General features: G+C 73.0%; 26 protein-coding genes. 6 read left to right on the plus strand and 20 right to left on the minus strand.

Going from position 1 to position 24,174, the window contains the following annotated elements; all coding sequences use genetic code 11:
* Positions 1–9: 9 nt before the first annotated feature.
* The 3 genes from NI26_RS15485 to NI26_RS15495 form a co-directional block, all read right to left on the minus strand.
* Positions 10–894, minus strand: a complete 885-nt coding sequence (locus NI26_RS15485; RefSeq protein ID WP_066658824.1) for a phosphatase PAP2 family protein — start codon at positions 892–894, stop codon at positions 10–12.
* 138 nt (positions 895–1,032) lie between these two features.
* Complete coding sequence (locus tag NI26_RS15490) at positions 1,033–2,718, minus strand: bifunctional 3'-5' exonuclease/DNA polymerase (RefSeq protein ID WP_066657263.1); 1,686 nt, start codon at positions 2,716–2,718, stop codon at positions 1,033–1,035.
* A gap of 101 nt (positions 2,719–2,819) precedes the next feature.
* Positions 2,820–3,068, minus strand: a complete 249-nt coding sequence (locus NI26_RS15495; RefSeq protein WP_066657266.1) for a hypothetical protein — start codon at positions 3,066–3,068, stop codon at positions 2,820–2,822.
* A gap of 116 nt (positions 3,069–3,184) precedes the next feature.
* On the opposite strand from NI26_RS15495, the gene NI26_RS15500 reads away from it, so the two are divergent.
* Positions 3,185–3,406 (plus strand): hypothetical protein, encoded by a 222-nt coding sequence (locus NI26_RS15500; RefSeq protein ID WP_066657269.1) that lies wholly within the window; start codon positions 3,185–3,187, stop codon positions 3,404–3,406.
* Between the two features lie 55 nt (positions 3,407–3,461).
* On the opposite strand, the gene NI26_RS15505 is transcribed toward NI26_RS15500, so the two are convergent.
* Complete coding sequence (locus NI26_RS15505) at positions 3,462–4,835, minus strand: L-serine ammonia-lyase (RefSeq protein ID WP_066657280.1); 1,374 nt, start codon at positions 4,833–4,835, stop codon at positions 3,462–3,464.
* An 87-nt stretch (positions 4,836–4,922) separates the two neighbouring features.
* On the opposite strand from NI26_RS15505, the gene NI26_RS15510 reads away from it, so the two are divergent.
* Positions 4,923–5,741 (plus strand): shikimate 5-dehydrogenase, encoded by an 819-nt coding sequence (locus NI26_RS15510; RefSeq protein WP_066657283.1) that lies wholly within the window; start codon positions 4,923–4,925, stop codon positions 5,739–5,741.
* Between the two features lie 53 nt (positions 5,742–5,794).
* Here NI26_RS15510 and NI26_RS15515 read toward each other — a convergent pair whose 3' ends face one another.
* From NI26_RS15515 to NI26_RS15530, 4 genes are all read right to left on the minus strand, one after another.
* Positions 5,795–6,238 (minus strand): SRPBCC family protein, encoded by a 444-nt coding sequence (locus NI26_RS15515; protein ID WP_066657286.1) that lies wholly within the window; start codon positions 6,236–6,238, stop codon positions 5,795–5,797.
* Between the two features lie 3 nt (positions 6,239–6,241).
* A complete protein-coding gene (locus NI26_RS15520) occupies positions 6,242–7,687 on the minus strand; it encodes a phytoene desaturase family protein (protein ID WP_066657289.1) in 1,446 nt (481 codons plus the stop codon).
* A 36-nt stretch (positions 7,688–7,723) separates the two neighbouring features.
* Entirely contained in the window at positions 7,724–8,440 is a 717-nt protein-coding gene (locus tag NI26_RS15525) for a hypothetical protein (protein ID WP_235426401.1), read from the minus strand.
* Between the two features lie 125 nt (positions 8,441–8,565).
* The gene (locus NI26_RS15530; protein ID WP_066657291.1) at positions 8,566–9,252 is read right to left on the minus strand and encodes a hypothetical protein; all 687 of its coding nucleotides are present in this window, start codon (positions 9,250–9,252) and stop codon (positions 8,566–8,568) included.
* Between the two features lie 116 nt (positions 9,253–9,368).
* Here NI26_RS15530 and NI26_RS15535 point away from each other — a divergent pair, with 116 nt between their 5' ends.
* Positions 9,369–9,644 carry a hypothetical protein gene (locus NI26_RS15535; protein ID WP_066657293.1) on the plus strand — a complete coding sequence of 92 codons (276 nt, stop codon included), beginning with the start codon at positions 9,369–9,371 and terminating at the stop codon, positions 9,642–9,644.
* A 48-nt stretch (positions 9,645–9,692) separates the two neighbouring features.
* Here NI26_RS15535 and NI26_RS15540 read toward each other — a convergent pair whose 3' ends face one another.
* From NI26_RS15540 to NI26_RS17230, 8 genes are all read right to left on the minus strand, one after another.
* Positions 9,693–10,220, minus strand: coding sequence for a GNAT family N-acetyltransferase (locus NI26_RS15540; RefSeq protein WP_066657295.1), 528 nt, complete (start codon positions 10,218–10,220; stop codon positions 9,693–9,695).
* A 226-nt stretch (positions 10,221–10,446) separates the two neighbouring features.
* Positions 10,447–11,550, minus strand: a complete 1,104-nt coding sequence (locus NI26_RS15545; RefSeq protein WP_081985153.1) for a glycine betaine ABC transporter substrate-binding protein — start codon at positions 11,548–11,550, stop codon at positions 10,447–10,449.
* Positions 11,547–12,326 carry an ABC transporter permease gene (locus NI26_RS15550; RefSeq protein WP_081985155.1) on the minus strand — a complete coding sequence of 260 codons (780 nt, stop codon included), beginning with the start codon at positions 12,324–12,326 and terminating at the stop codon, positions 11,547–11,549. Before NI26_RS15550 ends, NI26_RS15545 begins: the two co-directional genes overlap by 4 nt.
* On the minus strand, positions 12,323–13,600 hold the full coding sequence (locus tag NI26_RS15555) for an ATP-binding cassette domain-containing protein (RefSeq protein ID WP_066657297.1): 1,278 nt from the start codon (positions 13,598–13,600) through the stop codon (positions 12,323–12,325). The genes NI26_RS15550 and NI26_RS15555 overlap by 4 nt, the downstream gene beginning before the upstream one ends.
* Positions 13,587–14,234, minus strand: coding sequence for an ABC transporter permease (locus tag NI26_RS15560; protein WP_066657303.1), 648 nt, complete (start codon positions 14,232–14,234; stop codon positions 13,587–13,589). The genes NI26_RS15555 and NI26_RS15560 overlap by 14 nt, the downstream gene beginning before the upstream one ends.
* Positions 14,235–14,532: 298 nt before the next feature.
* Positions 14,533–15,153 carry a DUF6197 family protein gene (locus tag NI26_RS15565; RefSeq protein WP_066657317.1) on the minus strand — a complete coding sequence of 207 codons (621 nt, stop codon included), beginning with the start codon at positions 15,151–15,153 and terminating at the stop codon, positions 14,533–14,535.
* Positions 15,154–15,210: 57 nt separating this feature from the next.
* Positions 15,211–16,089, minus strand: a complete 879-nt coding sequence (locus NI26_RS15570; RefSeq protein ID WP_066658835.1) for an aminoglycoside phosphotransferase family protein — start codon at positions 16,087–16,089, stop codon at positions 15,211–15,213.
* A 115-nt stretch (positions 16,090–16,204) separates the two neighbouring features.
* A complete protein-coding gene (locus NI26_RS17230; RefSeq protein WP_066657319.1) occupies positions 16,205–16,870 on the minus strand; it encodes a ScbR family autoregulator-binding transcription factor in 666 nt (221 codons plus the stop codon).
* Positions 16,871–16,949: 79 nt separating this feature from the next.
* Between NI26_RS17230 and NI26_RS15580 the strand changes: the two genes are divergently transcribed.
* Positions 16,950–17,381: a hypothetical protein gene (locus NI26_RS15580; RefSeq protein ID WP_158407778.1), complete on the plus strand. Its 432-nt coding sequence runs from the start codon at positions 16,950–16,952 to the stop codon at positions 17,379–17,381.
* 49 nt (positions 17,382–17,430) lie between these two features.
* Here NI26_RS15580 and NI26_RS15585 read toward each other — a convergent pair whose 3' ends face one another.
* Together NI26_RS15585 and NI26_RS15590 are read right to left on the minus strand one after the other, a co-directional pair.
* Positions 17,431–18,582 (minus strand): PP2C family protein-serine/threonine phosphatase, encoded by a 1,152-nt coding sequence (locus tag NI26_RS15585; RefSeq protein WP_066657332.1) that lies wholly within the window; start codon positions 18,580–18,582, stop codon positions 17,431–17,433.
* Positions 18,579–19,355 (minus strand): ThuA domain-containing protein, encoded by a 777-nt coding sequence (locus NI26_RS15590; RefSeq protein ID WP_200884121.1) that lies wholly within the window; start codon positions 19,353–19,355, stop codon positions 18,579–18,581. The genes NI26_RS15585 and NI26_RS15590 overlap by 4 nt, the downstream gene beginning before the upstream one ends.
* A gap of 98 nt (positions 19,356–19,453) precedes the next feature.
* On the opposite strand from NI26_RS15590, the gene NI26_RS15595 reads away from it, so the two are divergent.
* Positions 19,454–19,906 carry a DUF3817 domain-containing protein gene (locus tag NI26_RS15595; protein ID WP_066657335.1) on the plus strand — a complete coding sequence of 151 codons (453 nt, stop codon included), beginning with the start codon at positions 19,454–19,456 and terminating at the stop codon, positions 19,904–19,906.
* Between the two features lie 192 nt (positions 19,907–20,098).
* On the opposite strand, the gene NI26_RS15600 is transcribed toward NI26_RS15595, so the two are convergent.
* Positions 20,099–22,309 (minus strand): NADP-dependent isocitrate dehydrogenase, encoded by a 2,211-nt coding sequence (locus NI26_RS15600; protein WP_066657338.1) that lies wholly within the window; start codon positions 22,307–22,309, stop codon positions 20,099–20,101.
* A 113-nt stretch (positions 22,310–22,422) separates the two neighbouring features.
* Entirely contained in the window at positions 22,423–22,911 is a 489-nt protein-coding gene (locus NI26_RS15605; RefSeq protein ID WP_066657341.1) for a hypothetical protein, read from the minus strand.
* A 162-nt stretch (positions 22,912–23,073) separates the two neighbouring features.
* On the opposite strand from NI26_RS15605, the gene NI26_RS17330 reads away from it, so the two are divergent.
* Complete coding sequence (locus tag NI26_RS17330) at positions 23,074–24,156, plus strand: M23 family metallopeptidase (protein ID WP_066657344.1); 1,083 nt, start codon at positions 23,074–23,076, stop codon at positions 24,154–24,156.
* Positions 24,157–24,174: the final 18 nt, after the last annotated feature.

The raw sequence follows: 24,174 nt of genomic DNA on the forward strand, positions 1-24,174 counted from the left end.
CGGGTGAACCTACCGTGACGACCTGACCGGGCGTGCCGGTCCGCGGCCGCGCACGACCGGGTCGGCACCCCGGTGGAGGGCGGTCAGGTACAGCCGGTGCGCCGTGATCACGAGCGCCAGCCACGCCAGACCGAGGGCCCACGCGGCGAGCACGTCCGTCGTCCAGTGGTGGCCCAGGAACACCCGCGAGACGCCGATCGACAGCACGAAGAGCGTGCCGATGACGATCGTCCACACCCGGGTGACCGTGCGTGACTGCCGCAGGATGAGCAGGTACACGATCGTGCCGACGACGACCGTGGCGTTGAGCGTGTGGCCGGACGGGAACGACGGCGAGTGCTCGTACGGCGGCACCGCGTCGGACAGCGGCGGTCGGGCACGGCCGATCAGGTCCTTGCCTGCGATGGTCATGAGGAGCGAGCCGCCGCTCGCCGCGACGAGCAGCACGAGCGGGGTCCAGGCGCGGCGCTGCACCGTGAAGCCGATCAGGAAGCAGACCGCGACGATCGGCATCCCGATCGTCCCGGCGATGTCGGTCCACCACGTGACCGCCTGGTCGGCGAACGGCGAGCGCAGGGTGAGCATCCAGTCGAGGACGGGGCGGTCGAGCACCGCGACGTCGTCGGACGCCCGCACGGCGTCGTACACCTCCGATGCCGCCCAGGTCGCGGTCGCGGCGATGCCGACACCGACGGCCAGCGTCAGGACGAGCAGGGGGAGGGCGCCGTAGCGACGGCCGAGTGCCGCCCAGCCATCGGCGACCGTGTGGCCGGCCCGGGACCGCCACGTCGTGAGGTCGAGGTCGCCGACGCGCCGGTCCTCGACGACCGCCGCCTGCTCCGCACGGTCGACCCGACCGGCAGCCGAGGGGTCCTCGTCGTGGTGTCGCTCCATCGACCCACCCTGCCCGTCCCAGGCTGCGAGCGCGCACGCGCCGGCCCGGACGCAGTCCTCACCGCGGGCGAGCACCCGCCCGTACCGGCCCGGACGCAGTCCTCACGGCGGGCGAGCACCCGCACGCGCCGGCCCGGCTCAGTCCTTCGCTGCCCCGTAGTCGCGCACCGTCGACACCGTCAGGGGGAAGACCACCGGGAAGTCCCGGAAGAGCAGCCGTCCGGCGTCGACCGCCGCGGCCCGGACCTGCTCCGCCACGAACGCGGCGTGCTCGACGGGCGTGTGCACCACGATCTCGTCGTGCACGAAGAACACCAGGTGCGGCCCGGCCGTCAGCGGGCCGGGGAACCGGGTCGCGAGCCGGGTCCGGAGCGATCCCATCCACGCCAGTGCCCACTCGGCCGCGGTGCCCTGCACCACGAAGTTCCGCGTGAAGCGCCCCCAGCTGCGGGCACGCCCCTCGACCGCCCGCTGCTGCGCCGGCGTGCCGTCCACCGACCAGGCGCGGTTGCGCGCGGCGAACCAGGCCTCGTCGGGGACGGGCGACGTCCGGCCGAGCAGCGTCGTCACGGGCTCGCCGCGCTCGCCCGCCCGGGCCGCCCGGTCGACGAGCCCCAGCGCCGCAGGGAACGCCCTCGCCAGCCGCGGGACGAGCCGTCCAGCGTCACCCTGGGTCGCGCCGTACATCGCGCCGAGCATCGCGCCCTTCGCCTGCTGCCGCGTCTCGACCGCGCCCGAGGCGACCACCCCGTCGTACAGGTCCCGCCCGTCGCCCGCGGTCGCCATCGCCCGGTCACCGGCCATCGCCGCGAGCACCCGCGGTTCGAGCTGCGCCGCGTCCGCCACCACGAAGGCCCAGCCGTCGTCGGCGACCACCGCACTGCGGACCGTCCTCGGCAGCTGCATGGCACCGCCGCCGTCCGCCGCCCAGCGCCCGGTGACGACCCCGCCGACGACGTACTTCGGGTGGAAGCGCCCGTCCTGCACCCACTCGTCGAGCCATGCCCAGCCGTTCGCGGTGAGCAGGCGGGACAGGCGCTTGTACTCGAGCAGCGGCGCGATGACCGGGTGCTCGAGCTCCTGCAGCTCCCACTTGCGCGTCGACGTCACCATCAGGCCGACGGCCCGGAGCGACCGCAGGACGTCGGCGGGCGAGTCGGGGTTGAGTGCGGGGTCGCCGAGGTGTGCGCGGATCTCCCCCGCGAGCTCCTCGAGCCGGCGCGGCCGCACCCCGGCGGGTACCCGGGGGCCGAGTTCCTCCTCGAGCAGGCGCTCGTGCACGTCCGGACGCCAGGGCAGACCCGCGGACAGGATCTCGGCCGCGACGAGGGCTCCCGCCGACTCGGCGGTGGTGAGCAGGCGCAGTGCGCCCGGCGTCGTCGACGTGGCGACCGCGTCGAGCTGGCGGCGGAACTCGGCGACCGGATCGGCTGCGTCGTCGGCCGGTGCGACGGTGAAGAGCGCGTCGTCGAACAGCCGGGCCTGCGTCGGGCGGGTGGGGCGGGCCTCCTGGCCGGGGTCGTCCCACGTGTCGGGTGGTGCCGTCGCGAGGGCCGTCCCCCGTGCGGCGAGCGCGCCGCGCAGGATGCGACGGCACAGGCGGAGGTCGACGCAGCGGCCGACGCGTCCTCCGGCCGCCAGGACGGCCGGGTACCAGCGGGCGGTGTCGTCCCAGACCCAGCGCACGTCGGGTGCGTCGTGCGCGGCGACGAAGGCCGGGAGGCCCGGCTCGTCCAGGCGCGTCGGCTCGCCGGCCGGCTCCCCCGCGTCGGTCAGGGGCGTCGCGGTGACGCCGCCGTCGACGCGGTGGAGGACGAGGTGCACCCGACGATCATCCTCCTTCCCGCGGGACGCACCGTCGGCGGGTGCTCGCAGCGGTACCGCGGTGCGAGGTGTCGCCGGGGTCGCGTCGTGCGAGGGAGGGCTCAGTCGGCGGGGTGGGGGTCCTGCGTCGCGTCGGTCCGGGGGTCGGTGCCGTCGGCGTCCCCGGGGCGGACGGCCGCGGAGTCCGCGACGTCGATGCGCACGTCCCCGTCCTCGACGCGGGAGACCTCGACGCGCGGGTCGGCGTCGTGCTCGTCCGACCCGGACATCCTGCGGAGGGTGTCCTGTCGGCGTTCCTCGAAGGACATGTCGACGCCGTCGCCGAGGTGGTCGTGGTCCGTGTCGCTCATGCGTCCGACCGTACCCGCGGCGGCCGGAGCGCCTCCCGGCAGTGCACGTGAGCAGCGTTCAGCGATTTGGTGCGCGAATCGGACAGACGCCATGGTGGAGTGATGGAGGTGGAGTGATGGAGACGGAGCGCGCACGAGCACCACGGTGGCGACCGGTCCCCGCCGACGACGTCCCGATCCACGCGGTGGTCCGCTACCGCGACCGCGGGCGACTCGTCGCCGGGACGGCGGTGGACGTCCTCGACACTCCGGGGCGTCCCGCACTCATCGTCCGCACCGACGACGGGCAGCACCACGTCGCACCGCGCGCGATCCCGCTGGAGATGCAGGTCCACTGACCGGCCCGGGCGGTCGTACCGGGGCCGTCGCCACGACGCAGCGCGCTGCGGCCGCTCAGCAGAGGGGGACGTTGACCGCCAGTCCGCCCATCGCGGTCTCCTTGTACTTCGTCGACATGTCCGCACCGGTCTGCCGCATCGTCTCGACGACCTGGTCGAGGGACACGTGGTGCACACCGTCCCCGCGCAGCGCCATCCGGGCCGCGTTGATCGCCTTGTTCGCCGCGATCGCGTTCCGCTCGATGCAGGGGATCTGCACGAGGCCGCCGATCGGGTCGCAGGTCAGCCCGAGGTTGTGCTCCATCGCGATCTCGGCGGCGTTCTCGACCTGTTCGGGGGTCCCACCGAGGACCTCGGCCAACCCGGCCGCCGCCATCGACGCGGCGGAGCCGACCTCGCCCTGGCAGCCGACCTCGGCGCCCGAGATCGACGCCCGCTCCTTGTAGATCGAGCCGATGGCCCCGGCCGTGAGCAGGAAGCGGACCACGGCGTCGTCGCGGTCCTCCGGGAGGACCTCGGAGACGTAGGTCAGGGCGTAGTACAGCACCGCGGGGATGATCCCGGCGGCACCGTTCGTGGGGGCGGTGACGACCCGGCCACCCGTGGCGTTCTCCTCGTTGACCGCCATCGCGGTGAGGTTCACCCACTCCATCGCGAAGAGCGGGTCGTGGTGCGGGTCGTCGCGGGTGAGCTGCTCGTGCCAGTTCGCCGCGCGACGCCGGACCGTCAGGCCGCCGGGCAGCGTGCCGGTGCGGCGGATGCTGCGGTCGACGCTCTCGCGCATGACGTCGTGCACGTGCAGGAGTCCGGCGCGGACCTCGGCACCGGTCCGTGTCGCGGTCTCGTTCGCCATCGCGACGCCGCTGACGGGCAGGCCGGTCGCGGCGCACGCGGCGAGGAGTTCGGCGCCGCTCGAGAACGGGTGCGGGACGGCGTCGTCGACGGGGATCGCGGCCTCGGCCACGGCACCCTCGGTGTCGCTCGTGATGAACCCGCCACCGATCGAGTAGTAGGTCTCCTCGGCGAGGACCGCCCCCGAGGCACCGGTCGCCCGCAGCCGCATCGCGTTCGGGTGGCGGGGCAGCATGGTGAGCGGGTGCAGCACGATGTCGGCCTGGCGGAACGGCACCGTCGCCCCGCCCGCGAGCCGCAGCACACCGGTGCGTTCGAGGTCGTCCAGGGCCGCTGCCATCGCGTCCGGGTCGACCGTCTCGGGGTCGGAGCCCATCAGCCCGGCGAGCACCGCACCGAGCGTGCCGTGTCCCTGCCCGGTCGAGGCGAGCGAGCCGTACAGGTGGACGTCGAGCCCGGTCACGGGGGCGTCGGCGAGCCCGGCCGCGAAGGCCGCGCCGGCACGCATGGGCCCGACGGTGTGGGAACTCGACGGGCCGATCCCGACGCTGAACAGATCGAAGACGGAGACCGGCATCCCGCCACACTAACCCGTCCGGACGGCACTGCTGTCGGGTACCGGGAGTGGACCGCTCCATCGGCACGGGCGTGGGAGACTCGTGCCATGCCCATCCTCCACAAGGACATGCAGGTCTGCATCTCGCTCGCGGCCCGACCGAGCAACATCGGCACGCGCTTCCACAACTTCCTCTACGACGAGCTCGGGCTGGACTTCGTCTACAAGGCGTTCACCACGACCGACCTGCCCGGCGCGGTCACCGGGATCCGCGCGCTCGGCATCCGGGGCTGCTCGGTGTCGATGCCCTTCAAGGAGGCGATCATCCCCCTCGTCGACGTGGTCGAGGAGTCCGCGGCCGCCATCCGGTCGATCAACACCGTGGTGAACGACGACGGTGTGCTCACCGCGTCGAACACCGACTACGAAGCCGTCGCGTCCCTGCTCCGCACGCACGATGTCGACCCGACGGCCCGCGTGGTGCTCCGTGGCTCCGGCGGGATGGCCAAGGCGGTCACGGCGGCGTTCCGCGGTGCGGGCTTCGAGCAGCTCACCGTCGTCGCGCGCAACGCGGAGACCGGTCCTGCCCTGGCCGAGCAGTACGGCTTCGACTGGGTCGCGAGCGTGCAGGAGGCGCCCGAGGCCGACGTCCTGGTCAACGTCACCCCGCTCGGCATGCGCGGTGCGGACGAGGACGCCCTCGCCTTCGCGCAGGACCGTGTCGAGGCCGCGTCGACCGTCTTCGACGTGGTCGCGTTCCCCGCCGAGACCCCGCTGGTCCGCGCCGGTCGCGCCGCGGGTGCGCACGTGATCACCGGCGCCGAGGTCATCGCACTGCAGGCAGCCCGCCAGTTCGAGCGGTACACGGGCGTCGCCCTGACGAACGACCAGGTGCGTCGAGCGAGCGAGTTCAGTCGCGCGGAGTGACCAGGTGGCGGCACGGAGGCTCGTGGCGGTGCCGCCACGAGCCTCCAGACCGTCTACTGGGCGCCCGCGCGCCCCTCCGCGACCCAGCGGAGCCGCCGGATGCTCTCGTTGTTGCGGATCCAGATGCCGGGCTGCGCGATGAACCCGGGCACGAGTGATCCGGGACCCCGGACGGGGTTCTCGCGGAGCGTCACCCGGCTCCCCCGCGGGTGCGGTTCCACCTCGACCTCGACCCGGGCCTCGCCGACCGGCCAGCCCTTCGCCTGGATGACGAGCCGCCGGGGCTCGTCGACCTCGAGCGAGATCGTCGTGTCGTTGATCAGGAACGGCCAGATGCCGAACGAGTGGTGCAGCTCCGTACCGACGGCGGGCCACCCCGGGTCCTGACCGCGCATGCGCGAGGCGCCGACCACCCAGGTCGGGTAGAGCCAGCCGTCCCGGAGCACGTCGAAGACGGCCTCCGGGCTGCAGTGCACGATGCGGACGTTCTTCGCCATGGTTCAGTCCTCCGGTGCGAGGTCGACGTGCTCGGACAGGCCGAAGGTGTGCCGCAGGGCGCTGCGGGCCGCGTGCCAGCCCGCCATGCCGTGCACACCCGGGCCGGGCGCGGACGCCTCCGAGCACAGGTACATGCCGCCGCCCATCCGCCACGGATCGGACGACAGGACGGGCCGCTTGACGAGCTGCCAGAAGCTCGCGGCCCCGGCGGCGATGTCGCCGCCGACGTAGTTCGGGTTGTACTCGCCCATCTGGACGGCCGTGCGGCTGCTCGACTGCAGGACGGTGTCGCGGAACCCGGGCGCGAAGCGCTCGACCTGCCGGACGATCGCGTCGGTCGGGTCGACGTCGGAGCCCGCGGGCACGTGTGCGTACGCCCAGAAGACGTGCTTGCCGCGCGGGGCCCGGCTCGGGTCGACCACGGTCGGCTCGCTCCCGAGGACGTACGGGCGTTCGGCGTGCCGACCCTGTGCCACGGCGTGCTCGGCCTCGGCGATCTCCGCACGGGTGCCGCCGATGTGCACGGTGCCGGCCTTCCGCAGCTCGGTGTTGGTCCACGGCACCGGGTCGGACAGCGCGAAGTCGACCTTCGCCGCCGCGTTGCCGAACCGGAAGCGGCGCAGCGCCCCGCGCTTCGGGGTGGGGATCTGCTTCCCGGCGATGTGCAGCATGCCCGGGACGCTCGTGTCGAAGAGGACGGCCTTCGCCGGGGTCAGGTCGGCGAGGGACCGGACCTCGCGCCCGGTCTCGATGGTGCCGCCGTGGGCGACGAGGTCGGCGGCGAGCGCGTCGACGATCGCCTGGCTGCCCCCGATCGGCACGGGCCAACCGCGGGCGTGGGCGTAGGAGCCGAGCGACAGCGCGGCCGCGGCGGTCGACAGGGACGGCATGTGCTGGATCGAGTGCGCCGCGACGCCGGAGACCATCGCCGGTGCGACCTCGTCGCGGAACCGGGCGTTCCAGGCGGCGCTGCCCTGCTCGAGGGCGCGGAGACCGAACCGCAGGACGGTGAGCGGGTGTCGCGGGACGTGCAGCAGCGCGTCGGTGGCGAAGTCCGCGACCTGGTCGGCGCTGCCGGACAGGGGCGCCATGAGGTTCCGGAAGGCGCGGCCGTCGATGCCCAGGCCCTCGGCGGTGCGCTCGAGGTCGCGGTAGGCGATGCCGGCGCGGCCTCGGTCGAGGGGGTGGCCGTACTGCACCTCGGGCAGCCGGAGCTCGATGCGGTCCTCCATGCGGAAGAGCCGGAAGAACTCGGACTGCAGCGCCATGGGGTGCACCGCGGAGCAGACGTCGTGGTGGAACCCGGGCAGCGTCAGCTGTGCCGTGCGGGCACCACCGCCGATCGTGTCGTTCCGCTCGACGACCTCGACCGACAGCCCGGCCCGCGCGAGCGTCACCGCCGCCGCGAGTCCGTTCGGTCCGGCACCGACGACCACCGCATCAACCATGTGCCCGAGCCTAGGGACGCGCGCCCCCGCGGGCGGTCAGATGACCGTCCGACCCGCCTGCAGCGCCTCGTCGCGACGATCGAGCACGGCGTCGATGCGACTCGACGCGACGATGAGTCGCTCGGCGTCCCGGCTCACGGCCCCCGCGATCCTGGCGATGTCGTCACGGATGTGCCCCAGCGGGGCGGTGTGGATCGGCTCGTGGTGCGCGAGGCGGTTGCGGAACCGGCGGACGTCGTCGAGCAAGCGGTGCAGACCCTTGCGGCGGAGCGTGCCGCGGTGCGGGAACGCCGTCGTCAGGCGCGGTTGCCAGAGCACGGTCTCGTAGCTGAGGGTCGGGTGGCGAGGCACCCCGGCGTCGGTCAACCCGACCCAGAACCCGAAGCTCGTCGCGGCGACGACCTGGTCGGCGGTCGGTCGGGCGAAGCCTCGTCGCATCAGCGTGTCCGTGGCACCGTCGACGGCGCGGCGCTCTCGCGGCATGAGGTGCACCGCTTCGTCGTTCCACCAGTCGTCGTTCCGTCCAGCACGCAGGGCGTCGTGCATCGCGTTCCGCACGGCGACCTCGAGCACGGCGATCGGACCCCAGAACGCGGCGGTCATCTCGATGTTCCAGGCGTAGAGCCGGAGAGCGCCAGCTCGATCACCGTCGCACGCGGCGAGGTAGGGGCACAGACGGGCAGCGCTGAAGAGGCGCGGGAGGCCCGCGAGTGCGGCGATGTCCAGCGCATCGACGGCTGCCCGACCGGTCACATCAACTCCCCCGGAGACGACGATCGCCCCAGGAGTCCGGCGGTGCCGAATGGTCCTGGGGCGTTACACCTCTACCGTAGACGAACCTCGGTGGTACATCAAGTACCAGTCCTGCACTCCCGTCGTCAGGGGCGTGCGGTGTCCGCGTCGGCGGGATCCGTACCGTCCTCGGCGGCGTCGCCCTCGTCGGGCTCGTCCGCATCGGCCGGCGTCGCGACCGGGGCCTCGGCGCCCGCCGGGTGCTCCGCGAGCAGCGCCGCGAAGTCCTCGTCGAGCATCTGCTGCAGACGTTCGTCGCGGCCGATCTCGTAGTCCTCGGTCGGGCGCTGCGCCCACCCGAGGCGTCCGACGACGGTCGTGCCGATGTCGTCCCACGCCCGGGCACGGGCCTGCAGCACGATGCGGTCGACGAAGCCCTGGTCGTCGCGCCGCCGGTCGAGCATGGCGGCGAGCTGCTCGTAGGTGGCCTCGCGCGTGCGGAGCTTCAGGTCGTCGCCGCGCTTGTAGTCGTGCTGGTGCTGCGAGCGCCCCCGCTTGTTGCTCGACGTGGACCGGATCTCCCGCATGCGGGCGGCGTCCCCGCGCTGCTCCTCGGCCATGCGGTGCAGTTCCTCGCGGGTGGCCTCGGCGATGACGGCGTGGTCGAAGTACCCCTGGTCGCGGAGGGCGTTCGTGATGATCCGGTTCGCCACCGCGACGGTGACGGCGGCCCTGGCGATGAGGAAGCCCTCGTCGACGGCCCGCTTCAGCTCCACCTGGCTGACCGGGCGGTCGCGAACGTCGTTCCTGGGGCGTCGTCCGAACAGGGCCATGCTCCGACGATACCGGCGTGCGGCCGTCCGTCCGCAGGAGGTCCGTCCCCGGGAGGACCCGCGGTCACACCACCGGGGGACGCGCCGCGGCAGCAGGACCCCGTAGCGTCGGGGACATGACCACCGTGCAGCACACCCCTCGGACCGGCCTCGGCACCGCGAGCCTCGTGCTCGGGGTCTGCTCGCTGCTCGCCGGGTGGACCTTCTTCGCCCCCGTCGTCGGCCTGTGCCTCGGGATCGCCTCCCGCAGTCGTGAGCCGATGGCCCGTGGCCGAGCGGGGTGGGGCATCCTCCTCAACCTCGTCGCGCTGGCGGTCTGGATCGTGGTCGGCGTGCTGCTCCTGCTCGGCGGCGCGTTCGGCGTGTGGGCGGGCGTGTCCCAGGGCCGCTGACGCAGCGTTCGTCCCGCCGGGGGCCCGGCGGAGCACCGCCGAGGACCGTCAGGTCAACAGCCCGTACACCGCCACGTCGACCCGTCGGGGCCCGAGCGGGAGCGCGCTGCGCAGCGTCCCCTCGTGCACGAACCCGAGCCGCTCGGCCAGCGCCCGGCTCCGGGCGTTGTCGACGCCGGTGCGGACCTCCACCCGGGCACTCCCCCGCTCGCGCGCGACCTCGAGCAGTGCAGAAGCGGCCCGTCGGACGATGCCGCGCCCCTCGTACCGCTCGTCGATCCAGTAGCCGAGCGACGCCTGGCCCAGGTACGGGTCGAGCGCGAGCGACACCGAGCCGACGATGCTCCCGTCCACCCGGACGACGCACGGCACCGCCCGGTCCATCGCGTACTGCCCGAGCAGCTGCTCCGTGTGCAGGACGAGCGAGTCCCGGGAGACCGGCGCCCAGGCCCACGGTTCCGCGGCCCGGAGGCGTGCGAGGTTGGCCTGCACCAGGTCGTGGACGGCGTCGACGGTGCTCAGGTCGCGCAGCGTGAGCGTGCACCCGTCGCCGAGGTCCCGTCCCGAAGCCGCCACGCGTCCGAGACTATGCACGCGGCGTGCGCGCCGTCCGGAGCCGGCCACGCGGCCACGCGGCCACGCGGCCACGCGGCCACGCGGCCACGCGCTCGACGCGATGCAGCCCGTCCGGAGCTCGCGAGCAGCGACGCGACCCCGCGGACGACGGGAGGCGCGGTGCCCACCGGCACCGCGCCTCCCGTCCGACAGGTCACCCGGTTCGCCCGGACGACCGAGTCACCCGTCAGGGCGCCGTGATGAAGCCCTTGTCCACCATCCAGTCGAAGGCGACGTCCGCCGGCTCGCGGCCCTCGACGTCGACCTGGCGGTTCAGCTCCTGCAGCGCCTCGTCCGTGAGCTCCGGCGAGATCTGGTCGTACACGTCACGGAGCTGCGGGTACTCCTCGAGCGTCTCGGAGTCGATCACGGGTGCGACGTTGTACGCCGGGAAGAACCCGCGGTCGTCCTCGAGCACGGTCAGGCCGAGCGACTTGATGCGGCCGTCGGTCGTGAAGACCTCGCCGAAGTTGCACTTGCCCCGGTCGGTCGCGGTGTAGACCGTGCCGGTGTCGAGGATGCTGACGTTCGACGTCGGCACGCCGTTCTCGCCGGACCCGCCGAGCTCCAGGCCGTACTTCTCGAGCATCGGCTTGAAGCCGTCCGCACGCGAGTTGAACTCCGACTCGACGCAGAAGGTCCGCTGGTCGACCGGCAGCTTCGTGATGTCCGACAGCGTCTTCACGTCGTCGAGCTCGGACACCGCCTCGTCGCGCACGGCGAACGCGTAGGTGTTGTTCATCGGCGCCGGTTCGAGCCAGGTCAACCCGTTGCCGGCGTCCTCGTCCTTGACCGCCTGCCACTGCTCGGTCTTGTCGGGGATCCCCTGCTCGTGCGCCATGAACGTGAGCCAGGCGGTGCCCGTGTACTCGTACGTGAAGTCCGCGCCGTGCGAGGTCATCAGCTCGCGCACCGCGACGGACCCCGGCACGTTCGTCTCGTCGGTGACGTCGAACCCGGCCGCCTTGGCGGCGAGGACGGCGATCTTGCCGAGGACGAGCTGCTCCGTGAAGTTCTTCGACGTCACGGTCAGCTTCGCGTCGTCCGGCAGGTCGTCGATCCGCTGGATCGATCCCGGCGCGGCACCCGGCACGAAGGACGCGGCCGGCTGCAGGCCGCAGCCGGTCAGGACGAGGGCGCTCGCCCCCGCGACGGCGGCGGCGGCCACCCAGCGGCGACCGGTGGACGGACGGGAGGCGCGGCGGGCGCCCGTCCCGTCGGTGCGGCGGGCGCGACGTACGCCCTGCTCGCGGGTCGTCTCGTCGGCGTGCGTCGTGTCGTCGGGCGTCATCGGAGTCCCTTCGGTCGTGCGACCGTCTCGACCACGCGGCCGATCCAGTCGATGGTCAGGGCGAGGAGCGCCACCAGGAGCGCTCCGGAGACGAGCACCTTCGGCAGGAACAGGGTCACGCCCGTGGTGATGAGGAGCCCGAGGCCACCCGCGCCGACGAAGGTCGCCAGGCTCGCGGTGCCGACGAGCAGCACCAGGGCCGTCCGGATGCCGGAGAGCATGACCGGGACCGCCAGCGGCAGTTCGACCTTGAGCAGCACGCTGAGGGCGCTCATGCCCATGCCGCGGCCGGCCTCGACGAGCCGGTCGTCGACGCTCTGCACACCGAGCATGGTGTTCCGGAGCACCGGCAGGATCGCGTAGAGCACGAGGGCGACGACCGCCGACCAGCTGTTCAGGCCGAGCCAGGCCGCGAGCAGCACGATGAGCCCGACCGCGGGGGCCGCCTGTCCGAAGTTCGCGACGGCGATGACCGTGGTGCTCGCCCGCCGGAAGGGCCCGCGGGTGAGCAGGACCCCGAGCGGGATGCCGATCACGAGCACGAGCACGGTGGCCTGGAGCGTCAGGACGAGGTGCTGTCCGGTGAGCTCGAGGATGCCCGACGGGTTGAGGGTCGAGCGCTCGGTGGCACTGAGGTCCGCGGTGTTCAGCCAGAGGACCCAGGCGGCCAGGACCACCAGGATCGCGATCGGCTGGACGAGCAGGCCCTTCCAGGGGGTGCGCTGCGCGGTGCCCGGGCCGGCTGCGGCGGGCGCGTCGGTCGCGACGGCGGTCACAGGTCCTCCCCGGACGTCGCGACCGTCGGGGCCACGGGCGAGGACGGCAGGGTCTCGATCGGGTTCGTGTTCGTACCGACCGGCGTGTACGCCTGCTCGTCCGCGGCGGCCGCACGGGACCGGGTGATGGCCTCCATGACGGTCTCGACGGTGATGACGCCGCGGAAGGCGTCACGGCGCCCCGTGACGAGCGCGGCACCGGCGCTCGAGACGAGCATGGTGTCGAGCGCGTCGTTGAGCGTCGCCCCCTCGCCCACGACGGGCAGGGCGGGGTCGATGCCCTCCGGGATGCGGTCGAGGCGTTCGAGCTGCCGCCGGGACGGCCACCCGATCGGGCGCTGACGGCGGTCGACCACGACGGCGTGCCCGTGCCGTCCGGCCTCGTCCATGCGCTGCAGGACGGCCTTCGCCTCCTCGCCCGGCGAGCAGGTCACGGCGTCGACGACGTCGACGTCCCGCACGCGGTTGAGGGTCAGCTGCTTGAGGCCGGCGCCGGAGCCGATGAAGTTCTCCACGAACTCGTTCGCCGGTTCGGCCAGGATCCGCTCCGGGGTGTCGTACTGCACGATGTGCGCACCCTCGGTGAAGATCACGATCCAGTCGCCCAGCTTCACGGCCTCGTCGAAGTCGTGGCTGACGATGACGATCGTCTTGTGCAGTTCCTCCTGGATGCGCAGCAGCTCGTCCTGCAGGCGCTGCCGGGTGATCGGGTCGACGGCGCCGAACGGCTCGTCCATCAGCAGGACGGGCGGGTCCGCGGCGAGCGCCCGGGCGACACCGACGCGCTGCTGCTGGCCGCCGGAGAGCTCGCGGGGGAAGCGGTCGCGGTAGGTGGCCGGGTCGAGCGAGACCAGGTCGAGGAGCTCGTCGACGCGGGCGGCGATCTTCTCCTTCGACCAGCCGAGCATCTTCGGGACGATCCCGATGTTCGCCGCGACGGTCATGTGCGGGAAGAGGCCGCCGGCCTGGATGACGTAGCCCATGCGTCGGCGGAGCTCGTCGGCGTCGATGCCGGTGACGTCCTCGTCCCCGACGACGATGCGGCCCTCGGTGGGTTCGATGAGCCGGTTGATCATCTTCAGCGTGGTGGTCTTGCCGCAGCCGGACGGGCCGACGAGCATGACGATCTTGCCGGCCGGGATCTCGAGCGTGATGCCGTCGACGGCGGGCTTCTGCTGGCCCGGGTACCGCTTGGTGACCTCGTCGAGCAGGATGCTGCGGCCGGTGACGTCGCCCTCGGGGGCGGTGGTGGTGGCGGAGTCAGTGCTGGACACGGATACCTCTCGGGGTGGTCAGGCGGCCGAGGCCGATGAGGAGCAGGTCGAGGACGAGGGCGAGCAGGACGACCCCGACCACCCCGACGACGACGGAGTTCAGGGCGTTGGCGCCGCCGAGGCGGGACAGGCCGGAGAAGATGAAGCCACCGAGGCCGGGGCCGAGCGCGTAGGCGGCGATCGCGGCGATGCCCATCACCATCTGCGCGGACACCCGCACGCCGCTCAGGATGATCGGCCACGCCATCGGCAGCTCGACCTGCAGCAGGGTGCGCATCCGGCTCATGCCGATCCCCCGCGCCGACTCGACGACCGTCGGCGGGATCTCGGCGAGGCCGACCACCGCGTTCCGCAGGATCGGCAGCGTGGCGAAGAACACGACCGTGACGACGGACGGCACGACGCCGAACCCGAGCGGCACGATGAGCAGACCGATCACGGCGAACGACGGCAGGGTCAGCCCGACGGCGGACACCCCGTTCGCGATCGAGGTCAGCTGCGGACTGCGGTAGACGAGTGCTGCGAGCACCACGGCGATGAGCGTGGCGAGCACGGTGCACTGGACGACCAGTGAGAAGTGCTGCCACGACGAGAACCAGATCTGGTCCCATCGCTCCACGACGTACTGGAACACGGTTGGGCGCCCCTCCCTGGTCGGCCGAACGCCCCACCGGACGGGGCACGAACTCGACCGACCGTACGCAGGGGTCGGGGTACTTGACCAACGGCAAACGTCCGATCCGTGCAGTTCCTGCAATTTCGCGCAGGAAGAAACCCCAGTTCAGCGGGCGAGGGAGCGGTGTCACCTGGGAGAACGGTAACGATGTCGAGCAGCGGTCGGCTACTGCGGGATCCTGCCCGCAGCGGGGACGACCCGCCGCACGGGGTACGACGGGTCGTCCGGTGGGACCCGGGACGGTCCGGCTCCCCGATCAGGTCGGCAGGGGGACGCGTCGGGCGGCGACCCGCTCGGCCTCGTGCACGGCGACCCGCTCCGCGGTGAGGAGCAGCGACGCGACCTCGGCAGCGCTCCGCCCGGGTCGGTCGTTCCAGGTGGTGAGGTCGCGGACCCGGGCCATCCGGACGTCCGGCGCCGGGCACCAGACCACCGGTCGCCCCTCGTCGGCGGCCAGGGCGTGCCACACCAGGTCGAGGGCCCGCTGCACCGGCTGCGAGTGCACGACCTGCGGGCCACCCGCCGCCGAGACGACGGCCCCCACCAGGCAGGCGGCGACGAGCGGTCGGCCCTGGGCGGCGAGCGCCGCAGCACTCGACGCCTTGCGCAGGCGTCCGTGCTCGTCGAGGTAGGCGAACCAGGAGTGTTGGATCCACCCCTGCTCGACGACGCCCCGTGCGCCGGTGAGCAGCCGTTGCAGGTCGTCGAGCTCGTGCAGGTGGGCGACCAGCCGTCGGTCGCGGGCTGCCGCGCGCCGGACGGCCAGGCGGTCGAGCAGACCACGGAGACCGGTGCGACGGACGGCGTCGGGTCGGGCGGACGGGGCGGGAGAGGCGTCGGTGTCGACGTCGTGCGGGACGCGGAACTCGAGGGTCATCAGGCCCCTCCGATCTCCAGTGCACGGACAGGTGAGGGAACGGTAACCCCTGCGGGCTCAGCCGTCCAGCACCGCGTCGATCGCCCGGGCCGCGACCGTCCGGAACGCGTCGTCGTCCGTCACGGCGAGCGCCGACGCGATCGACACAGCCCACCCGCGCGCCCGGGTCCAGGTGGCGGGGTCCGCGTCGACGAGCGACGCGAACGTCCGCCCGCCGGCGTCGTCGAGCGTCAACCACCGGGTGGCGAGGTCGACCGCCGGGTCGCCCGCGGTCAGGTCACCGAAGTCGACCACGGCCGACAGGCCTCGGTCACCGAGCGGCGTCGGCTCGACGAGCAGGTTGAACGGGTGCAGGTCACCGTGCACCCAGACGGGAGGCCCGACGTGCGTCGGCGCACCGGCAGCGGTCCGCCAGAGCGTGGCCAGCTCCACGGCGCGGGGCACGTCGTCCGTCGCCAGTCGCGTCGTCACGGCCTCGCTCCGCGTCGCGAGCGGGACGGCGCGGACCGGGTTCGCGGGGGCGTCCGCCGGTGCCGGCACGTGCAGGCGGGTCACGACGGCGGCGAGGTCCCGTGCCACCCGGACGCCCTGGGCCTGCTCACCCGCCGGTCGCCCGGGCAACCACGGCACGATGCTCCACGCCCAGGGGTAGCCGAGCGCGGGACGGCCGGTGCGGACGGGCTCCGGGACGGGTGCGGCGTCCCCCACCAGCGCAGCGATCGTCGGCAGCCACCGCTGCTCGTGCTCGACGAGGGTGGCGGCCGCGGCGCGGCGAGGCAGCCGCACGGCCAGGGCGTCACCGGCACGGACCACGACGTTGTCCCACCCGCTCGCCACGACCCGCAGGGGCAGGTCGGCGAGGTCCGGGTGCTGGTCACGGAGCAGTGCGACGACCAGCTCGACGTCGACGTGGAACTCGGCCGCCGGGGTGCCCATCGGGCCAGGGTACGACGTCGTCGTCATCCCCGCGAAGTGGGGCTGCTGCGGAAACGTACTCCTTGGTATCCTCCAAGAGAAGCGACGTGGGTGTCCCTGGGGGGACCCGCGTCGCTCAGACCTCCCCGGGGCCCTCCGGCCGGATGATCGCCACGAGTCGAGGCACCTCGGCCCGGGTCCGTTCGGTCGCCATCGCCGACAGCAGCATCGTCCAGAGCTCCTGCAGCCGGTCGTACAGGTCCGCCCGGTCGTGCAGCATGTCCGACACCATCTGCACACCGGCGACGGCGGGGCTCACGACGTGCCCGACGAGCTCCGGGTCCCACGACGGGTCGACCTCGCCGACCTCGATCGCCCGACGGATGATGTCGGCCGTGTGGTCCACCCAGCGGCCGAACGGGTGCTCGCGCGGGATCTCCCGGGCGTTCGGGTCCGCGGCGAGCCGGAGCCCCGCACGGACCACGACCTCCCGCGTCATCTGCGTCGCCACGCCCTGCGACATCCACATCAGGGACTCCAGCGGCGATGCCGAACGCGTGGCGGCGACCTCCGCGTAGTGCCGGGAGATCTCGTCCTGCCGGGCGATCACCGCGCTGGCGATGTCGGCCTTCGACCGGAAGTGGAAGTACAGCGCCCCCTTGGTCATGCCGGCACGCTCGGCGACGCCGTCCATCGACGCCCCGAGGTAGCCGCGCTCGTCGAACTCGGCCGCCGCGGCCTCGATGAGGGCCGCGCGCGTCGCCACCGCCCGCTCCTGCCTGATCCGGCCGTCCTGCGCCATGTGCTCGATGGTAGCCAGCCGGCCCCGCCCGGAGGAGGCCCTCAGGGGACCCCCCGAGCGCTGCCGTACCGTGACCGGCATGGACGGATGGCGGGCCCCGCGGCGCTGGGTACGGGTGGGACGGTGGCTGCTGCTGCCGATCGCCGTGCTCGACTGGGTGGCCCTCACCCCGCAACCGGTCGTCGTCATCGCCTTCCTGCTCGCCGTGGCCGGCATGGCCGGCATGGCGGCAGCCCTCGTCGTGCGGATGCTGCACCGGTCCCGTGGCGCGATGGCGGGCCTCGGCGTGGTGCTGCTCCTCGGGGGGCTCGTGGTCCTCGGGCTCGACCCCTTCCCCGGCACGGTGCCGTTCCTCGACCCGTGGTGGCCGGACGCGATCACGCAGCCGCAGGTCGTCGGCAGCGCCTACTGGAAGACCGCCGGCCTCGGGGTCGAGCTCGCCGGCTTCGCGCTCCTGGCCACGCTGCTCGTCGCGGCAGCCACCGGACGACCGGCGCCCCGCGGCCGCTGACGCCGCAGCACGTCCACCCGGAGGGGCACCCGCCCCCGGCTCCGCGCGGTCAGGTGCGGGCGAGCACCACGACGGCGACGTCCGCGCCGTCGCCACCGACGGGGACGAGCGACCGGACGTGCGCGACGAGGTCCTCGGGGTGCGCCACCGCCAGCGCTCCGAGCCCCTGCACGTCCCCGACACCGTCGAGCGCCAGCGCGCCGTCGGTCGCCAGCACCACGCGGTCCCCCGGCCCGAGGTCCAGCGCGCCGACCGTGCGCGGCACGGTGTCCGGCTGCAGGCCGATCGGCAGGTCCGACGACCGCAGCGCGGCCACCGTCCCGTCGGCCCGCACGAGCAGCGCCGGACCGTGCCCGGCGTCGACCCACTCGGCGTGACCCGTCGTCGGGTCGAGGCGCACGTGCAGGAGCGACCCGACGGCACCGCCGGCCGACAGGTCGGGGGCGAGCTGCGCCTCCAGGCCGGCGAGCGCGTCGTGCAGCGGCAGGTCCGTGCGGGCGACGACGGCGGCACGGACCGACGCCGCGAGGAGCGCCGAGGCCCGACCGCCCGCGGTGACCGTGCCGATCGTGGCCTGGACGGACCCGTCCGCGGCGGTGCGCCAGTCGACCAGGTCGCCCCCGTCCTCGTCCGGCTCGAGGAACCCGTCGACCGCGGCTCCCCCGGTCGTGACCGGGTCGGGCACGAGCCCGGTGAGGACACGTCGTACCCGGCCCCGCTCGATCGAGTGGCCGAGCTCGCGCTCCGCCCACCGGGCGAGGTCCCCGAGGAGCGCGAGGTCCTCGTCGGAGAACACCCGCGGCTGCGCGTCCATCACGCACAGCGTCCCGACCCGCGTGCCGTCGGACATCGTCAGCGGTGCGCCGGCGTAGAACCGGACCCCGTACTCGGTCACGGCGGGCGTGTCGGCGAAGCGGAGGTCGAGGAGCGTGTCCGGGACGACCATCGGCTCGGGGGTGAGCACCGTCGTCGCGCAGAACTGCCCGGTCGCCGGCACGCTCGTGCCCTGCTGGAACCCGAACGTCGACTGCGTGGTGACGAGGTCGTGGTGGACGAGGTTGAGGAAGGTCAACGGGACGCCGAACGCCTCGTGCGTCATGCGGGTGATGCGGTCGAAGCGCTCCTCGGGCCCTGATCCGAGTACCTCGAGCGCCTCGATCACCGCAGTGCGGCGGGCCGCACCGTCGAGATGGTTGGTCACCCCTCCTGTGTACCCGCACCACCGGCGAGGAACCAGTCCCGCGGGTGGGGGTCAGCCGTCAGCTCGCGTCGCTCGGACACCGGGGCCGCCCAGGCCGCCGCGTTCGCGAGCACCCGCTGGATGTCCGGGTGGTGGTAGACGGGGTACTCCTGGTCGCCCGGCGAGAAGTAGAAGACCCGGCCGAGTCCCCGGCGGTAGGCGACACCGGAGCGGAAGACCTCGCCGCCGGCGAAGGTCGACAGGAAGACCTCCTCGTCGGGGCGCGGGATGTCGAAGTACTCGCCGTACATCTCCTGGCGGTCGATGACGATCGGGTGCGGGACGCCGGCGGCGATCGGGTGCTCGGGTGCGATCGTCCAGACGAGCTCGCGCTCTCCGTCGTTCCGCCACTTCAGCGAGCACGTCGTGCCCATCAGCCGGGTGAACGGCTTCGAGTAGTGCCCCGAGTGCAGGACGACCAGGCCCATCCCGGCGTGCACGGCCTCGACCACGCGGGTGACGACCTCGTCCGACACGTCCTGGTGCGCGACGTGTCCCCACCAGAACAGCACGTCCGTCTCCGCCAGGCGCTCGGCGGTCAGACCGTGCTCGGGCTCCTGCAGCGTGGCGGTGCCCACCGATGCCTCGGGGTGGTGCTCCCGGAGCGCGGCGGCGATCACGGTGTGCATGCCGTCGGGGTAGTGCCCGAGCACGGTCGCGTCACCGCGGCTCTCGTGCACGTTCTCGTTCCAGACGACGATGTTCAGGGGACGGCTCTCGGTCGGCGCTGACATGCCCCCGACGCTACCCGCTCCCCTGGTCGAATCGATACGACCGGCGGTGTGTCGGGAGTGTCGGGGGTTCTCCCGGACGGGTGCGCGACCATGTCGGCATGACCCCTCGCTCCCTGTTCCGTGCCGCCGCGGTGGCCGAACTCGTGACCTGGACACTGCTGATCGCCGGGATGGTGCTGAAGTACGGGCTGGACGCCGGCGATCTGGGCGTGCGCATCGGCGGGAGCATCCACGGGTTCGTGTTCCTGGCGTACCTCGTGGTGACGACGGTCGTCGCGGTGAACCAGCGCTGGTCGGTCGGGGCGCTCGTGCTCGGGTGGGCGAGCGCCGTCGTGCCGTACGCGACCGTGCCGTTCGAGGTCGCGGTCGCCCGGCGCGGCATGCTCGAGGGCCACTGGCGACGGACCGCCGACGAGCGGTCCGGGGTCTGGGACCGCCTGCTCTTCTTCGTGGTGCGTCGGCCCGGGGTGTCGGTGGCGATCGGGGTCGTGGCGGTCGCGCTGGTGTTCTCGGCGCTGCTGGTCGCCGGTCCCCCGGTCCCCAAGGGCTGACGCGGCGCCGCCCTCGGCCGACCCGGTCGCACGACTTGCCGCCCGCGATCGTCCCGGTCGCACGACTTGCCGCTCACATCCGGCGGCGACGGCATGTCCTGCGACCAAGACAGGGTCTGAGCGCGACCGCGTGTCGGACGGGAGGCGCGGTGCCAGCCGGCACCGCGCCTCCCGTCCGTCGTCGGTGCGCGCCTAGAGCGCGGCCAGCGCCTCGTTGAGGGTGGCCGACGGACGCATCACGGCGTTCGTCTTCGCCGCGTCCGGGCGGTAGTAGCCGCCGATGTCGGCCGGCTTGCCCTGGACCGCCACCAGCTCGTCGACGATCGTCTGCTCGTGCTCGTCGAGCTGCGCCGCCAGGCCCTGGAACGCCGCTGCGAGCTCGGTGTCCTCGGTCTGCCGGGCGAGCTCGTCGGCCCAGTACTTCGCCAGGTAGAAGTGGCTGCCGCGGTTGTCGATCGACCCGAGCTTGCGGCCGGGCGACTTGTCCTCGTCGAGGAACGTCCCCGTGGCACGGTCGAGCGTGTCCGCCAGCACCTTCGCCCGTGCGTTGCCCGTCACACCCGCGAGGTGCTCGAGCGACACCGCGAGCGCGAGGAACTCACCCAGGGAGTCCCAGCGCAGGTAGTCCTGCTCGACCAGCTGCTGCACGTGCTTCGGGGCCGAGCCGCCGGCACCGGTCTCGAACAGCCCGCCGCCGCCCAGGAGCGGGACGACGGAGAGCATCTTCGCCGAGGTGCCGAGCTCCATGATCGGGAACAGGTCGGTGAGGTAGTCGCGGAGCACGTTGCCCGTGACCGAGATGGTGTCCTCGCCGCGACGGATGCGCTCGAGCGAGAAGCGCATGGCGTCCTCGGGCGCCATGACCTCGATCTGCAGCCCGTCGGTGTCGTGCTCGCCGAGGTACTGCCGGACCAGCCCGATCAGGTTCGCGTCGTGCGCGCGCGTCTCGTCCAGCCAGAACACGGCGGGCGACCCGGTGGCACGGGCGCGCGTGACGGCGAGCTTCACCCAGTCGCGGATCGCCACGTCCTTCGTCTGGCAGGCACGCCAGATGTCGCCCTGCTCGACCTCGTGCTCGATGACCGTCTCACCGGAGCTCGTGACGACGCGGACCTTCCCGTCATCGGGGAGCTCGAAGGTCTTGTCGTGCGAGCCGTACTCCTCGGCCTTCTGCGCCATGAGCCCGACGTTCGGCACGGAGCCCATGGTCGACGGGTCGAAGGCGCCGTTCGCGCGGCAGTCCTCGATGACGGCCTGGTAGATGCCGGCGTAGCTCGAGTCGGGGATGACCGCGAGGGTGTCGTGCTCCTCGCCGTCCGGGCCCCACATGTGGCCGGAGGTGCGGATCATCGCGGGCATCGAGGCGTCGACGATGACGTCGCTCGGCACGTGCAGGTTGGTGATGCCCTTGTCCGAGTCGACCATCGCGAGCTCGGGGCCGGCGTCGATCCCGTCGGCGAACGCCTGCGTGATCTCCGCGCCGTTCGGCACGCTGTCGAGCCCGGCGAGGATCGAGCCGAGGCCGTCGTTCGGGTTGAGCCCGGCGGCGGCGAGGTCGGCCCCGAAGCGCTCGAACACGGTCGGGAAGAACGCCCGGATGACGTGGCCGAAGATGATCGGGTCCGAGACCTTCATCATCGTGGCCTTGAGGTGCACCGAGAACAGGACGCCCTGGTCCTGCGCGGCACGGATCTGGTCCTGCAGGAACGCCTCGAGCGCGCGGACGTGCAGGACGGTGCCGTCGACGACCTCGCCCGCGAGGACGGGGATCGACTGCTTGAGCACGGTGGTGTCGCCGTCGGCGGCCACGAACTCGATCGTCAGGGTGTCGTCGGCGGGGGCGATCCACGACTGCTCGTTCGAGCGGAAGTCGTCCTTGCCCATCGTCACGACGTTGGTCCGCGACTCGTGGCTCCAGGCGCCCATGCGGTGCGGGTGCTTGCGGGCGTAGTTCTTCACCGACAGCGGCGCGCGGCGGTCGGAGTTGCCCTCGCGCAGGACCGGGTTGACGGCGCTGCCCTTGACGCGGTCGTAGCGGGCCCGGACGTCGCGCTCCTCGTCGGTGGTGGGCTCGTCAGGGTAGGCGGGCAGGTCGTAGCCCTGCGCCTGGAGCTCCTTGACCGCCGCCTTGAGCTGCGGGATCGACGCCGAGATGTTCGGCAGCTTGATGATGTTCGCCTCCGGCGTCCCCGCGAGCTCACCGAGCTCGGCCAGGGCGTCGTCCAGGCGCTGCTCGTCGGTGAGCCGCTCCGGGAACTGGGCGATGATCCGACCGGAGAGCGAGATGTCGCGGGTCTCGACGTCGACCCCCGCGGTGCGCGCGAACGCCTCGACGACCGGCAGGAACGAGTGGGTGGCGAGGAACGGTGCCTCGTCCGTGAGCGTGTAGATGATCTTGGCCATGCTGGCGGGTACTCCCTTGTTCGACCGTGCCGGACCTCGGTCCGTCCACGGTACTCGCGGCGCGGTTTCTCTCGACGTCAAGATACCCGGTCGGGCCCTGCCGTGGGGTCGGGTCAGATCGTGATCCGGAACACCCGGACCCCGGCGGCCCGCAGTCCGGCGGTCCCGAGGCGGGTCCGCATGCTCCGGAAGGGGCGCTTGAAGCCCGAGCGGGCCGAGGCCACGCCGATCTGGTGGAGCACCTCGGACGTCAGCGTCCGCTCGACCTTCGGGGCGAGCCGGGTCACCCCCGAGACCGTGATGACGATGCGCACGGCGTTCGGCGCGAGCAGCGGCGCGATGAGCTCCGCGGCCTCCTGTGCCCGGTGGAACGCGGGGTCGTCGCCCGGTCGGCGGATCGCGATCACCGCGAGGTCGGCGTCGGCGTGCTCGTGGGGATCGGGGAGGTCGTCCACCCCGACGACGCGCATCCTGGCGGCGTCGACGCCCGCACGGACGGCCGACGCCCGGAGGACGGGGAGCAGTTCCTGGGTGCCGGCGAGCACGACCTCGGCGGTCGCGAGGTCGATGGGTTCGTGGCGTTCCCGCGGCGTTCGGGCCATGGCGCAGGTCCTTCCGGTCGCTGGTCTCGGACACTACCGACGCGACGTCCAGCGGGCACGCAACCGCGGTGACACGTCAGCGGACTGCCAGCCGTTCGGTAACGGGAAGATCACGATCACCCCTGTACAAAGCGACAGACTCGTGCAGAATGGTCTGCGGCCATGACGACGACACACGACACCGACCAGCAGCAGCCGGAGACCCCGGTCGTGCACCTGTCCCGTCGCGCTGCCCTCGAGGCCGAGCGCGCAGCGGCCGGCAAGGCAGCGCGTCGCACCCGCGCTCCCCGCCCGTCCCGCTCGGACGCGGCCCGGACGGTCGCGACCGTCTCCCCCGCACCGGCACCCGGACGCACGCCCGAGTCGTCGGCCGCTCCGGCTCCGGCTCCGCACACCGTCCCGGTCGCTGCGCGGTCGGGACGTCGCACGACCGAGGCCCGTGCCACCACCGAGCACGTCGACGCGCGGATCACCCGGGTCGTCCGTCGACGGAGTGCCGCGCTGCCGGTCGCCGCGACGCCCTCGGCACGTGCAACGCGCCCGTCCCGCTCGCACCGAGCGAGCCGCATCACGCTGACCAGCGCCGCTGCCGCACTCGCGATGTTCGCCGCGTCCGCGATGCCCGCCCACGCCAGTGCCGGCACCTCGTCAGCGACGTCCACGCTCGCGCCGCAGGTCCGCACCCAGGACTACGCGGTCACCCAGGCGGTCACGGCGGCCGCCCTCGACCGCGACGACTTCACGGTCGGCGGCGGGCAGCAGGTCGTCGTCGCCGGTGACGGCGGCGCCGAGGGCGCGGTGTCGTACGGCGGCGAGGTCCGCTCGCCGTTCCCCGGCCCGGTGCGCATGAGCTCCGGGTTCGGGTACCGCTCCGCTCCGTGCGCCGCGTGCTCCTCGCTCCACCAGGGTCTCGACTTCAACCCGGGCATGGGCGCCCCGATCGGCGCCGTCGCCGCCGGCACCGTCCGCGTCTCGGGCACGTACTTCTCGTACGGCACGACGGTGATCATCGACCACGTGATCGAGGGCCGCCGGGTCTCGACCCTGTACGGGCACATGATCCCCGGGTCGTCGCCGCTGCGGGCCGGCGACACCGTCGAGGCCGGCCAGTTCATCGGCAGCGTCGGCTCCTCCGGCGTCTCGACGGGTGCACACCTCCACCTCGAGGTCCTGATGGACGGTGTCACGCCGATCGACCCCGAGGCCTGGCTCGAGGCCCGCATCGGCCGCTCGCTCACGATCTGACCCGAGCACGACCCGGCC

This window comes from Curtobacterium sp. MR_MD2014 (assembly GCF_000772085.1).
In the GTDB taxonomy this organism is placed as follows: Bacteria; Actinomycetota; Actinomycetes; order Actinomycetales; family Microbacteriaceae; genus Curtobacterium.

Coding starts and splice junctions, on each gene's coding strand:
- NI26_RS15510 (WP_066657283.1), top strand. CDS start 4,923: ATGCCCATCCTCCACAAGGACATGCAGGTCTGCATCTCGCTCGCGGCC.
- NI26_RS15580 (WP_158407778.1), top strand. CDS start 16,950: ATGGACGGATGGCGGGCCCCGCGGCGCTGGGTACGGGTGGGACGGTGG.
- NI26_RS15520 (WP_066657289.1), bottom strand. CDS start 7,687: ATGGTTGATGCGGTGGTCGTCGGTGCCGGACCGAACGGACTCGCGGCG.
- NI26_RS15605 (WP_066657341.1), bottom strand. CDS start 22,911: ATGGCCCGAACGCCGCGGGAACGCCACGAACCCATCGACCTCGCGACC.
- NI26_RS15505 (WP_066657280.1), bottom strand. CDS start 4,835: ATGCCGGTCTCCGTCTTCGATCTGTTCAGCGTCGGGATCGGCCCGTCG.
- NI26_RS15530 (WP_066657291.1), bottom strand. CDS start 9,252: ATGGCCCTGTTCGGACGACGCCCCAGGAACGACGTTCGCGACCGCCCG.
- NI26_RS15545 (WP_081985153.1), bottom strand. CDS start 11,550: ATGACGCCCGACGACACGACGCACGCCGACGAGACGACCCGCGAGCAG.
- NI26_RS15535 (WP_066657293.1), top strand. CDS start 9,369: ATGACCACCGTGCAGCACACCCCTCGGACCGGCCTCGGCACCGCGAGC.
- NI26_RS15570 (WP_066658835.1), bottom strand. CDS start 16,089: ATGGGCACCCCGGCGGCCGAGTTCCACGTCGACGTCGAGCTGGTCGTC.
- NI26_RS15500 (WP_066657269.1), top strand. CDS start 3,185: ATGGAGACGGAGCGCGCACGAGCACCACGGTGGCGACCGGTCCCCGCC.
- NI26_RS15485 (WP_066658824.1), bottom strand. CDS start 894: ATGGAGCGACACCACGACGAGGACCCCTCGGCTGCCGGTCGGGTCGAC.
- NI26_RS15515 (WP_066657286.1), bottom strand. CDS start 6,238: ATGGCGAAGAACGTCCGCATCGTGCACTGCAGCCCGGAGGCCGTCTTC.
- NI26_RS15600 (WP_066657338.1), bottom strand. CDS start 22,309: ATGGCCAAGATCATCTACACGCTCACGGACGAGGCACCGTTCCTCGCC.
- NI26_RS17330 (WP_066657344.1), top strand. CDS start 23,074: ATGACGACGACACACGACACCGACCAGCAGCAGCCGGAGACCCCGGTC.
- NI26_RS15590 (WP_200884121.1), bottom strand. CDS start 19,355: ATGTCAGCGCCGACCGAGAGCCGTCCCCTGAACATCGTCGTCTGGAAC.
- NI26_RS15495 (WP_066657266.1), bottom strand. CDS start 3,068: ATGAGCGACACGGACCACGACCACCTCGGCGACGGCGTCGACATGTCC.
- NI26_RS17230 (WP_066657319.1), bottom strand. CDS start 16,870: ATGGCGCAGGACGGCCGGATCAGGCAGGAGCGGGCGGTGGCGACGCGC.
- NI26_RS15565 (WP_066657317.1), bottom strand. CDS start 15,153: ATGACCCTCGAGTTCCGCGTCCCGCACGACGTCGACACCGACGCCTCT.
- NI26_RS15595 (WP_066657335.1), top strand. CDS start 19,454: ATGACCCCTCGCTCCCTGTTCCGTGCCGCCGCGGTGGCCGAACTCGTG.